Source organism: Exiguobacterium sp. s83 (assembly GCF_018617095.1).
Classification (GTDB): Bacteria; Bacillota; Bacilli; order Exiguobacteriales; family Exiguobacteriaceae; genus Exiguobacterium; species Exiguobacterium profundum.
Genome location: NZ_JACSJP010000001.1, coordinates 384,910 through 397,454, shown reverse-complemented (window position 1 = coordinate 397,454; position 12,545 = coordinate 384,910). Strand labels below are relative to the sequence as shown.

At 47.9% G+C, this 12,545-nt stretch carries 10 protein-coding genes; 1 reads left to right on the top strand and 9 read right to left on the bottom strand.

Annotated elements, in window-relative coordinates; genetic code table 11:
- Positions 1-20: 20 nt before the first annotated feature.
- The 7 genes from KNO73_RS02010 to cyoE form a co-directional block, all read right to left on the bottom strand.
- Positions 21-482: a DUF420 domain-containing protein gene (locus KNO73_RS02010; protein ID WP_015881287.1), complete on the bottom strand. Its 462-nt coding sequence runs from the start codon at positions 480-482 to the stop codon at positions 21-23.
- Positions 483-506: 24 nt separating this feature from the next.
- Positions 507-1,430: a cytochrome c oxidase assembly protein gene (locus KNO73_RS02005; protein ID WP_078146635.1), complete on the bottom strand. Its 924-nt coding sequence runs from the start codon at positions 1,428-1,430 to the stop codon at positions 507-509.
- A 134-nt stretch (positions 1,431-1,564) separates the two neighbouring features.
- Positions 1,565-1,894 carry a cytochrome C oxidase subunit IV family protein gene (locus tag KNO73_RS02000; RefSeq protein WP_031421543.1) on the bottom strand — a complete coding sequence of 110 codons (330 nt, stop codon included), beginning with the start codon at positions 1,892-1,894 and terminating at the stop codon, positions 1,565-1,567.
- Position 1,895: 1 nt separating this feature from the next.
- On the bottom strand, positions 1,896-2,522 hold the full coding sequence (locus KNO73_RS01995; protein ID WP_015881284.1) for a cytochrome (ubi)quinol oxidase subunit III: 627 nt from the start codon (positions 2,520-2,522) through the stop codon (positions 1,896-1,898).
- Positions 2,523-4,391, bottom strand: coding sequence for a cytochrome c oxidase subunit I (ctaD, locus tag KNO73_RS01990; protein ID WP_215112378.1), 1,869 nt, complete (start codon positions 4,389-4,391; stop codon positions 2,523-2,525).
- Between the two features lie 38 nt (positions 4,392-4,429).
- Entirely contained in the window at positions 4,430-5,407 is a 978-nt protein-coding gene (gene coxB / locus KNO73_RS01985) for a cytochrome c oxidase subunit II (RefSeq protein WP_078147917.1), read from the bottom strand.
- A 97-nt stretch (positions 5,408-5,504) separates the two neighbouring features.
- Entirely contained in the window at positions 5,505-6,428 is a 924-nt protein-coding gene (gene cyoE / locus KNO73_RS01980) for a heme o synthase (protein ID WP_015881281.1), read from the bottom strand.
- Between the two features lie 333 nt (positions 6,429-6,761).
- On the opposite strand from cyoE, the gene KNO73_RS01975 reads away from it, so the two are divergent.
- Complete coding sequence (locus KNO73_RS01975) at positions 6,762-7,667, top strand: COX15/CtaA family protein (RefSeq protein ID WP_015881280.1); 906 nt, start codon at positions 6,762-6,764, stop codon at positions 7,665-7,667.
- Positions 7,668-7,699: 32 nt separating this feature from the next.
- Here the strand turns inward: KNO73_RS01975 and KNO73_RS01970 are convergent, their stop codons facing one another.
- Together KNO73_RS01970 and KNO73_RS01965 are read right to left on the bottom strand one after the other, a co-directional pair.
- Positions 7,700-9,052, bottom strand: coding sequence for a cryptochrome/photolyase family protein (locus tag KNO73_RS01970; protein WP_215111985.1), 1,353 nt, complete (start codon positions 9,050-9,052; stop codon positions 7,700-7,702).
- Between the two features lie 53 nt (positions 9,053-9,105).
- The gene (locus KNO73_RS01965; RefSeq protein ID WP_214757146.1) at positions 9,106-12,540 is read right to left on the bottom strand and encodes a pyruvate carboxylase; all 3,435 of its coding nucleotides are present in this window, start codon (positions 12,538-12,540) and stop codon (positions 9,106-9,108) included.
- Positions 12,541-12,545: the final 5 nt, after the last annotated feature.

Genomic DNA, 12,545 nt, shown 5'->3' with positions numbered 1-12,545 from the left:
CAGCTCTCCCTCTCTATGGATCATCCTCCGATTATCGCGCGGAATACGTTCGTCGTTTCACCTGGGTCATATGCCACATAGAGAAGAATGTAAACCGTCACCCCCGTAATGGCCGTGAAGAACCAGACGACTGACGCTTTTGGACCGATTTTCCGGTGCTTCTCGATTTTGTTTTTATAACCGAGATAGAGCGTAATCAATCCGAGGATACCACCTGTGGTTGCGAGAAGAATATGGAAAATCATAAAACCAAGATAGAACGGCTTCACTGAATCCGGTCCCCCAAATGCCGTGTTACCGACAAAAATGGTACGCGAGACGTAAAGGATGAAGAACGTCGTCGCTGCAATCGCTGCGGCCGTCATCACCTTTTTATGTTTTTCGATGTTGCTGCGGTCTTTTGCGATAATCACCCATCCGATGGCGACAAGAATCGCACTGATGACGATGAATGACACACTAATTAAGGCAAGATAGTTCATCAATGTTTCCCCTTTATGTTCTGTTTAATTTTTTTCATTTGTTTCTTGCGGAGTGAATGACATGCCTTCATCAAGAGCAAGCGATTTCGTCCGACGCACCCAGCCGAAGAACGTCCAGCCGAAGAAGAAGCCGTACACGATCTCTTGACCGAGCTTCATGAGAACCCCACCGAATCGTTGATCTTCGAGCGCGCTGTTCGTCGCTCCCATCAACGCCTCTAAATCGATTCCAGAAACGTCACCGTTCGGGAGACAGTAGCCAAGGACTGTCGCAAACGTCTGCGGGTCCGTATACGCATTATAGAGCGTCGTTTGACTGAAGATGATGAGCGCACAGGCAGGTGTCAATAAGACCCCGTTGGCGATAATGTACACCATTCGTTTCAAATCGGACATGCCTTCCTCTTCGTCTGAGACGAGTGGAACGATGACCGGATACCACATCGTCAAACTAAAGACGAGAAGGGCACCGTGGAAAATACGGTGAACGCCATAGTTCGTCAAGACGTAGTCAAATACGACCGGCATATGGTAAATCGAGAACAATGCGTTGAATAAAATAAGCGCAATCAGTGGCTTCGTCAAAAACTTGAACGTCGGCCCAATCCATTTGAAGCTAAGTACTTTTTCAAACACCCAGTACGGTAGACCGTAAACGACGAGTGCCGGTGCCAAAATATAGACGAGCACCATTTGGAACATATGCACCGACAAAATGATATGTGCCATGACATCGATTGGACTTCCAAAACCGATGTAATACAAGACAATCGCAAACAACATACTAAACTTTTGTAATAACGTGGTCGAGGCATATCCTCGCTTCGCCATTCTCTCTGTCACGACGGCGTATAACACATAAATCCCGACCATGAGCAATCCGAACAGCGGACTCCATAACGTGAGCCAATCAAATTGATTGAGCAGCTCCGACGTATTCCAGAGCATCCGTTCACCCCTTTTCTTTCTCTCCCTAACCTTTGAAACCGTTCACTTCAAGATTACTATTCATTCATTTTTGAAGTAAAGGAAAAAGGACCGAATCATCCGTGTTTCCACAGATGTTCAATCCTTTGTCACAATTACCAAATGAGTAAGCGGAGTGCAGCGACCGTGATGATGGCAACAAAGATACCTAGCCACATCATGCCAACGATCCACGTGTTCCCACGGTTATTCATATGCATGAAGATATATAACTGTAGGAAGACTTGGATGACCGCCAAGATGATTAAAAAACCACCTGCTGCCCACACCGGCATCAATTCCGCATAGACGGCGCCGAATGCCACGAATGTGAGTAAAATCATCATCGCGAAACTGATCAATTGAAGCTGATACTCACGTTTCGACTCTGCTTTTACTTCAAGCTCTAACTGCTTGTGAGATTCGTTCATTACTCGTTTTTCCATATTAGTTCACCATCCCTAAGAGGTAGACGATTGAGAAGATGAAGACCCAAACAACGTCGATAAAGTGCCAATATAGACTCGATACATAGAACTTTGGTGCATTGTATACATCGATCGGACGGTTCCAGTTACGAATCAAGAGTGTCGTAATCCAGAGGAGACCGAACGTTACGTGCGCACCGTGGAAACCAACCAACGTATAGAAGGCTGAACCGAATGCGCTCGATGTGAACGTGTGACCGATGTGGTAGTAGTGAATGAACTCGTAAATCTCAGCACCAAGGAAGCCGGCACCAAGAAGGAGTGTGACAATCAACCAAAGCTTCATACGCCCTGGATTGTTTGCTTTCATGTTCATCATCGCAAGGACACTTGTAAGTGAACTTGTGAGGAGGAGCATCGTCATGATGAAGACGAGCTCCATTTCGAAAATGTTATACGAACGTAATTCCTCTGGCGCACCAGAGTTCAAGAGACCAACGTATGTTCCAAAGAGCGAGGCGAAGAGGACTGTCTCTCCACCAAGGAAGAACCAGAAGGCCACATATTTATTTTTCCCTTCCAGTGTTGCTTTCTCTGGATTGGCCGGGATACCGGTCACTGGGTGTTTTTCAACTGCATGTGCCATTTATTGTTCTCCTTTCTCACGAATCGCTTTCAAGTCTGCTTCGACTTGTGACTTCGGAATGTAGTAGCCGTGATCGTCAATCCAAGAACGTAGGAACATCGAGACGAACGTCATCCCTAATCCAAATCCAATCAATGACCAACCAACGACCGTGTTATCCATCTGGAAGATGGCACCGAGTCCTGCGATAAAGAGGCCGAGTGACATGAAGAACGGAATGAGCGAGTTATTCGGCATGTGAATGTCCGAAACTTCCTCAGCGACTGACACGCGTTTGTTGCCTGCCATTTTCTCGAGCCAGAACGTATCAAGTCCTTTGACGAGTGGTGTTTGTGCAAAGTTGTACTCCGGAGTCGGAACAGGAAGTGTCCACTCAAGCGTACGACCGTCTCCCCAGTGGTCTGGTTTGACGCGGTCTTTTGACAAGAAGGCTTTCACAACAGCGACGAGCAAGACAATCGTTGACACACCCATGAAGAATGCACCGATTGTCGAGAGCATGTTGAGTGTATCCCAACCTTGACCATCGAGGTATGTGAAGACTCGACGTGGCATACCGAACAATCCGAGGAAGTGTTGCGGGAAGAACGTCAAGTGGAACCCGATAAAGAACAACCAGAACTGCCAGTATCCAAGCTTTTCAGAAAGGGCTTTTCCGAACATGAGTGGGAACCAGTAGTAAAGTCCTGCGAAGAGACCGTATACAACCCCACCTACGATAACGTAGTGGAAGTGAGCGACAACGAAGTAGCTGTCGTGGTACTGATAGTCAGCCGGTGCGACTGAAAGCATAACCCCTGTCATCCCACCAACGAGGAATGAAGGAATGAACGCGACTGAGTAAAGCATGGCGACGTTGAATTTAATTTGACCGCCCCACAGTGTGAAGAGCCAGTTAAAGATTTTAACACCCGTTGGTACGGCAATCGCCATCGTTGCAACAGCGAAAATCGAGTTGGCAACTGGACCAAGACCGACTGTGAACATGTGGTGAACCCAAACCATGAATCCAAGGAAACCGATGAGCATTGTCGCGAAGACCATCGTCGTGTAACCGAAGAGGCGTTTACGTGAAAATGTCGGAATGATTTCCGAGAAAATACCGAATGCCGGTAAGATCAAGATGTATACTTCCGGGTGACCGAAGATCCAGAAAAGGTGTTCCCAGATGACAACGTTCCCGCCAAGTGCCGGGTCAAAATAAGCAGCTCCGAAGAGTCGCTCGAACATCAACATGAACAATCCGACCGTAAGTGGTGGGAATGCGAAGACGATCAATGCCGATGCAACGAAAGTCGTCCATGTGAAGAGTGGCATACGCATGAGTTTCATTCCTGGCGCACGCATGTTCAAGATGGTGACGAGGAAGTTAATCCCGGCCATCAATGAACCGAAACCTGAAATCTGAAGACCGAGAGTGTAGAAGTCTACCCCTGTCGCTTCCGGTTGTGTTGAAAGTGGAGCGTAAGCCGTCCACCCTGCGTTTGGTGCTGCTCCGAAGAACCAGCTCAAGTTAAGCATGACTCCACCGAAGAAGAACAACCAAAAACCTAATGAGTTAATGAATGGGAACGCAACGTCGCGTGCCCCGATTTGAAGTGGTACGACGGCGTTCATGAAACCGAATAGCATCGGCATGGCCGCAAGGAAGATCATCGTCGTCCCGTGCATCGTAATCAACTGGTTAAACGTCTCACCGCTGACGAAATCGTTCATTGGTTTGACGAGTTGCCAACGAATCAGTAATGCTTCAATTCCACCGAGAAGGAGGAAGAAGATTCCTGAGAACAAATACAAAATACCGATTTTTTTGTGGTCAACCGTCGTAATCCAATCCATGATGCCATTGTATTTACGCGATTGCTGCATTGCAGTGGTCTGTGCCACGTGAAATCCCCCTTTTCCCGTTAGTCAATCTTCTGCTCATACAAGAAGTCAACGAGTGCATCTAATTCTTCGTTGCTGATTTGACCTTCATTGAATCCTGGCATAAGAGCCCCTTGTTTCTTCTCTTGCGGGTCACGAATCCACTCTTTCAAGTTGTCCTCGTTGTTTTCGAGGTAACCTGCGAGCCATTCACGATCACCGAAGTTCGTCAAACTTGGTGCCACTTTACCGCCGCCGTGACAGCTTAAGCAGCTTTGGACATACACTTCTTCACCTGTCGTCAAGTTCGTGTTGTCTGCGACGAGTTTCTCACCGTTCTCGTCTTGCTTGGCTTTCATGTCAGCGAGCCATTGATCATATTCTTCTTGCTCGAGCGCGATGACTTTAAAGTCCATAAGGGCATGTGACGGACCGCAAAGCTCAGCACATTTCCCGTAGTAAGTACCTGGTTCATTTGCATGTAACCACATTTCGTTATCAAGTCCTGGGTTCGTATCTGTCTTACCAGATAAAGCTGGTACCCAGAATGAGTGAATGACATCTTTAGACGTCAAGTTGATGCCGACTCGTTTTCCGACTGGGATGACGAGTTCTTGCCCTGTCACAACACCTGCTTCTGGATATTCAAATTCCCACCAGTACAAGTTAGCTGTAACATTGATTTCTTCTTCTTTTTTCGCTTCTTTCGCTTTCGCGAGTTCGACAGTCGTCGTGATTGTCGGAACAGCGAGAATGATGAGAAGGATAATCGGAACGACTGTCCAAATCATCTCGAGTGTACTGCTACCTTCAACTTGCTTCGGAATCGATTCATCTTTCCGACGGAACTTCATGAGCACGTACACGTAAATGACCGAGACGATGATGAGTACGAAGAGCATGATTGCCAAACTGATGAGAATGATGCGGAGCTGAAGCTCAGCCCCTTCTCCCATCGGCTTCAATGCAGACAATCCCTCTTGACCGCAACCTGATAACAGGACTGCGAACATCATCATCGGGACGATGCCAAACAGAAGCTTCTTAAATGATTTCACAACAATCCCCACTTTCTCCCAAAATGATGTGTAATGGTTTTCTATATAGTGAGTGCGATCACCAGAGTGCTGTCAAAATCAGCGCGATAATCCACACGACTAAATAAATTAATGAATAGAAGAACATTTTGTTTGCCCACTTGATTTCATCCTCGGCGTTGAATCCTTTCAACCCGAGATACAACCAGTAGCCCCCTAAACCGGCTGCGACTGTCAAGTAAACAAGACCATAGTGCATAAATAAGAGCGATGCCGGAATCAGCGTCGCAATCCACCAGATGATTTGCCGTTTCGTGATGGCAAATCCGTTCACGACCGGAAGCATCGGAATGCCTGCCGCTCGATACTCTTCCGTCCGTCGCATGGCGAGCGCCAGGAAGTGTGGTGGTTGCCATAAGAACATGACAAGGAACATGAGCCACGCATCGATATGAAGTGTCGGATCGAGTGCTGCCCAACCGATGAGCGGTGGAACGGCTCCTGAAATACTACCGACGACCGTATTGAGCGTACTCGTACGCTTCAGCCACATCGTATAAATCACGACATAAAAAAATGCCCCGATTAAACCGAATACTGCGGCGACGTACGATACAAGGAGCAAAAGAAGTGTTCCGATTGCAAGTTGTGTCAATCCAAGGAGTAGAATCTTCTCTCCTGAAATCTTGCCGGTTACACTCGGTCGATTGTCCGTACGATCCATTAAGTAATCGATATCTCGGTCCACAAAGTTGTTTAGGTAACAACTCCCCGAAATCACGAGTGCGCTTCCTAACATCGTTAATAAGAGCTGTGGCCAAACTTCAAACAAGTAAAGGACTGGCGTATCGCTCTGGTACGTCGCTGCCACGAAGAATCCTGCAAACACCAACAACAGGTTGGCGCGAACGATTCCCATTTTCGCTAAGGCGACGTAATCTCGGAATGACGTTGATTCTGTATACTCTACATCTACCATCATCCCTGGGTTGACTTTTGTCATACTGACCCCCCCACATAATCACGAAATCCTCGCATTCTCTTCACAGAAAAAACACAATATGAACAAAATACACTTAACTCTCTACAAAGATACCATATTTTTTTATAAAATACGCCCTTTATGCTTGTAAAATAGCGAGTTTTTTGTGTCAATAGTGTGATATTTGTCACACCTTATGTGCTTTACTAATATTAGAATAACGTTTTTGATAACGATTGCAAGCTTTTCCATTTCGTTTTTTGAACAGAAAGCCGTATAATAAGTATGGCGAAAAAAATATAAATAAACAAGGTACATTTTTAACGGATTTTGATTAGAAGCAGGTGGTATTGCATGCATAAAAAACTCGCGTTTTTCTCAGGGTTTGTCACCCTCGGGATGATGCTTGTCCTCATCATGGGTGGAACCGTGACGAAGACGGATTCAGGAGATGGTTGTGGGACGGACTGGCCACTCTGTCATGGAAAATTAATCCCAACCAACCCAAGCGTTGAAACGATGATCGAATACAGTCACCGGGTAGTCTCCGGAATCGAAGGTCTTCTCATCATTGCGCTCGCCATTTGGACGTTCATCGCGGTCAAACATCGGGTCGATGTGAAAATCTTCGCGTTTCTCGCATTTATCTTTATGCTCATCCAATCGATCATTGGAGCGGGCGCGGTCATTTGGCAACAGTCGGACGCCATCCTGGCCCTTCATTTCGGCATTTCTCTCGTGTCGTTCGCATCGTTACTCATTTTGACGATTCTGTTATTCGAAGGTGACCGAGAGCATCAAGTCGTATCGAGACGGTTGAGATCTCATCTTTACGGTCTCTCGATCTATACGATGATTGTCGTCTACACCGGAGCTTATGTCCGTCACCTCGGTGCTACATATGCTTGTGTCGGTTGGCCGATTTGTGAACAAGAAGTGTGGACGTTTGAGTCGTATGTGCAGATGGGACACCGTGTGATGGCCGGGCTACTCGTCTTGTACACGTTGTATGTTCTTTACTTGGCACGTAAAGAAATGAATCGATTGATTGAGCGCGGCATGATGGCGTCTCTCTTCTTCATCCTGCTTCAAGTCGGTACAGGTGCATGGATCGTTCTTGGGGGACACGCGACTTACGTTCCGCTCCTTCACGCATTCTTGATCACGTGCTACTTCGGTATCCTGTCATACCTCTCTTATCACGCGTATCGGTCGACAGCGCGACAAGACGGGGCACAATTGAAAAACATGAACGGATAACCAAACTAAAAAGCGCCACGGCGCTTTTTAGTTTACAATGCTTTAAATCGTTCGAGGGCACGCTCTCTCGCTTCTTTATGATCGACGATTGGCATGGCATAGTTGTCTCGCTCTGACGGGTCCGGAAAGTGAATCGATTTATCTGTTATATGTTTCAGCTCCGGCACATACTTCCGGATGAACGTCCCATCAGGGTCAAATCGCTCGGATTGCGTCGTCGGATTGAAAATACGGAAATACGGAACAGCGTCCGTCCCGACTGAGGCCGCCCATTGCCATCCCCCGATATTCGACGCTGCCTCATAATCGATCAGCTTTTGCTCGAAATACCGTTCCCCTTTTCGCCAATCGAGAAGGAGATGTTTCGATAGGAAAGATGCGACAATCATGCGTAGGCGGTTGTGCATCCACCCGGTCTTGTTCAACTGACGCATCGCCGCGTCGACGATTGGATACCCGGTTTCCCCGTTACACCACTTTTCGAACTGCTGTTCATTGTCCTCCCATTCAATCGACTTGTATTTATCATTGAACGGTTGATCTTTCAATCCGTGGAACTTTGCCATGACCATGTAATAAAATTCGCGCCACAACAGCTCATCATAATACGTGTCGCGCCCTTTTGATTGTCTCGCCGACAACACTTGTTCGGCGATCGTGCGAATCGACAACACACCTGTCCGTAAATAAGGAGATAGTCGACTCGTCCCGGCGATGCTCGGAATGTCACGCTTCTCGTCATAATCGACCATGCGATCATTGACAAAGCGGGTCAATCGCTTCTTCGCTTCCGTTTCCCCTAGCCCTTTCCATTCACGTTTACATCGCTTGAAGAGCTCTTTCAGTTCACTCGGTTGTTCATTCTTTGAACGGATGTACTGAGATAAACGATCGACATCAACCTCATATGGTGCGGGTGGCTGTTCGGCATACGCCGCTTTTTTGAACGGGGTGAACACCTTATAGGGATCGCCACTTTTTGTACGGAACGCATCGGGATGAAACAGATGACGATCTAAAAGTCGCACTACCTTTACATCTTCACTAAGTGCTTCAATCACACGGTCATCCCGCTGTTTGAACGGTTCCACATACTCCGCATTAAAATAGAGCACATCCATCTCGCCGAGCTGTTTCACGAACGCATCCTCCGTCTCCGCGACGAGGACACGAAGCCCTAACCCTTTCGCTTCTAAATCATCCATGAACGTTCGCATCGTCGAGAAGAAATAGTCATGCCGCACTTCGAATGGGTGACAGTATTTCGGATTCAACCAAAAGACGAAGTCTAGGTCATCGCCTTCCTCCATATCTTTCAATACACGGTGTAACATATGATTATCGGTCAGTCTAAAATCTGAACGGAACCAACATATTCGTCTCATGATCTCCACTCCCATCTACAAAAAAGAAGCATAGCGCGCTATGCTTCTTTTGATTATACAAATTCAATCAACAAGTCGTCACTTTGTATTGTGTCGCCTTCTTTAATATGGATGGCCTTAATCTCACCATCTTGTGCCGCTTGAATTGTCGTTTCCATCTTCATCGCTTCTGTGACGAGCAACTGCTCCCCACGGTGAACGCGACTTCCTGGTTCGACCAATACTTTCAAGACAGACCCCGGCATCGATGCACCGACTTGTTTGGCGTTCGAACGATCGACTTTCGGACGGCTTGTCGTTGCCGATTTGACATTGACATCTTTAATCTCGATTTCACGTGGTACCCCGTTCATCTCATACGAGACGAGACGGATGCCATCTTCATTCGCCGCACTCACTTGTACGAGCTTGATGATTAATGTTTTTCCTGTCTCGATTTCAACTTGGATTGTCTCCCCGACGTTTAATCCGTAGAAGAACGTCAACGTGTCGAGCACCGATACATCCCCGTAGGTCGTTGTATGTTTGATATAGTCTTCGTACACTTTCGGATAAAGCGCATGGGCAAGAAGTTCAAAGTCCGTCACCGGTCGCTCGAATTTTTCGAATAGTTCTTGGCGTGCCGATTCAAAGTCATATGGCTTGATCAATTTACCAGGACGAACGTTTAATGGCTCTTCCCCTTTCAAGATGACTTGTTGTACATCTTTCGGGAATCCACCTGGAGGCGTCCCCAATTCACCACGCATCATTTCGACGACCGAGTCCGGGAAGTCCAACTGGTGTCCGCGCGTCATCACATCTTCTTCCGTCAAGTTATGCTGGACCATGAAGAGCGCCATATCACCGACAACTTTAGATGACGGCGTCACCTTGACAATGTCCCCGAACAACATGTTCACTCGGGCATACATCGCCTTGACTTCGCCCCAACGGTCTCCAAGGCCGACCGCTTTCGCCTGCTGTTGGAGGTTTGAATATTGTCCACCCGGCATCTCGTGCTCATACACGGATGGATGCGGGGCACGCATATCACTTTCAAACGGTTCATAGTTATGACGCACGTCTTGCCAGTAGTCACTGATGATCTCATATTGTTTCGGGTCGACCTTCGGCTGACGTTCGTGGTGGTTGAGCGCGTAGACCAAACTTCCACCTGAAGGCTGTGACGTCATCCCTGACATCGAGCTCGCTGCAACGTCAACGATATCGACACCGGCATCTGTCGCACGAGCATAGGTGAAGATCCCGTTACCGGAAGCATCGTGTGTATGCAAGTGGATTGGTAAGTCCACGGCGTCTTTCAATGCCGATACGAGTGCATAGGCCGATTCCGGCTTCAATAGACCGGCCATATCTTTGATTGCTAAGATATGCGCACCACTCGCCTCAAGTTTCTTCGCGAGGTCGATATAATACGGAAGGTGGTACTTCGGACGGTTGCCATCGTACAAGTCTCCCGTATAACAGATGGCCGCCTCCGCCACTTTCCCAGTCGGAAGTGTCGCATCGATTGCCAATTGAATCGATTCTAAGTTGTTGAGACTGTCAAAGATTCGGAACACGTCGACTCCGGCATATGCCGCTTCGTGTACGAATTTCTCAATGACGTTGTCTGCATAGTTTTTGTATCCGACCGCATTCGCACCGCGTAGCAACATTTGAATCAAGACGTTCGGCATCTTCTCACGAAGCTTCATGAGACGTACCCATGGGTCTTCGGATAAGAAGCGGTAGGCGACGTCGAACGTCGCTCCACCCCACGCCTCGACCGAGAACAATTCTGGCATGAGTTTGCTTGTCGGTTCGGCAATGTTCAAAATGTCCTGTGTCCGCATGCGCGTCGCGAGCAACGATTGATGGGCATCTCGCATCGTCGTATCCGTCAGCAACAATTCCGGTTGACGTTTGATCCAATCGGCGAGGCCGTCCGGTCCAAGCTCTGTAAGAATTTGTTTCGTCCCTGGCTTCGCTTCTGCTGGGAGGTCATGTGGGATTCGCACCGAACGGCTGATCGGCTTGTCTTTCAGACCGACACCCGGGAATCCATTCACCGTCACGTCCCCGATATAGTTCAACAGTTTCGTCCCACGGTCTTTTCGTTTCGGGAAGACGAACAGTTCTGGCGTCTCATCGATGAATGACGTGTTGTAATCTCCATTGATAAAGTTCGGGTGCTTCATGACGTTAATCAAGAACGGAATGTTCGTCTTGATTCCGCGAATCCGGAACTCGTTCAAGTTTCGAACCATCTTCGAGGCCGCTTGTTCGAATGTCATGCCATGTGTGGACAATTTCACGAGAAGTGAATCGTAGTACGGTGAAATCTCTGCACCGACATACGCATTTCCACCGTCAAGACGGACACCAAAGCCGCCTGGAGAACGGTAAGCCATGATTTTCCCAGTATCCGGCATGAAGTTGTTGCCTGGGTCTTCAGACGTAACACGTGATTGAATCGCATAACCGAGAAGTTTAATGTCTTCTTGCTTCGGCATTTGAATCATATCGCCGTGGAGCGACTCACCTTGCGCGATCATCAATTGTGTTTGAACGATATCAAAGCCTGTGACCATCTCTGTGATCGTATGTTCCACTTGAATACGTGGGTTGACCTCGATGAAGTAGAACGACTCGTCCTCGGTCACCAAGAATTCGACCGTACCGGCGTTGACGTAACCGACGTGACGCATGAGTTGGACCGCCGCATCACAAATCGCTTGGCGTGATGCATCAGACAAGGTCACACACGGCGCCACTTCGACGACTTTTTGGTGACGGCGCTGAACCGAACAGTCACGCTCGAACAAGTGGATGATGTGACCGTGCTCATCTCCAAGAATCTGCACCTCGATGTGTTTCGGACGTTCGACGAGTTTTTCTATGTACACTTCGTCAGAACCGAACGCCTGCTTCGCTTCTGATTTTGCACGTTCAATCAAATCTTTCATTTCTGCTTCTGTACGAATGACACGCATTCCGCGGCCTCCGCCACCCATCGACGCTTTGACCATGAGCGGGAATCCGTGCTCGTTCGCAAATGTTTCCGCGTCTTCATATGATGTGAGCGGTCCATCCGAACCCGGAATGACAGGAAGACCCGCAGCAATCGCACTCTGACGTGCTCGTACCTTATCCCCGAACGCATGTAAATGTGACTCATGCGGTCCGACAAAGATGATGCCCTCTTCACGGCAACGTCGTGCGAGTTCAATATTCTCTGAAAGGAAACCATATCCCGGGTGAATCGCATCACTGCCTGACTCCTTAGCGATTCGAATCACGTCTTCGATATCGAGATACGCATCGATCGGCTTTTTGTCTACACCGATCAAGTAGGCCTCATCGGCTTTAAAGCGATGTAAGGAACCGCTATCTTCTTGTGAATAGACAGCTACCGTTCGAATGCCTAACTCTGTCGCCGCTCGAAATACGCGAATGGCAATTTCCCCACGGTTTGCAACAAGTAACTTTTTAATTGGTTTCAAATGAA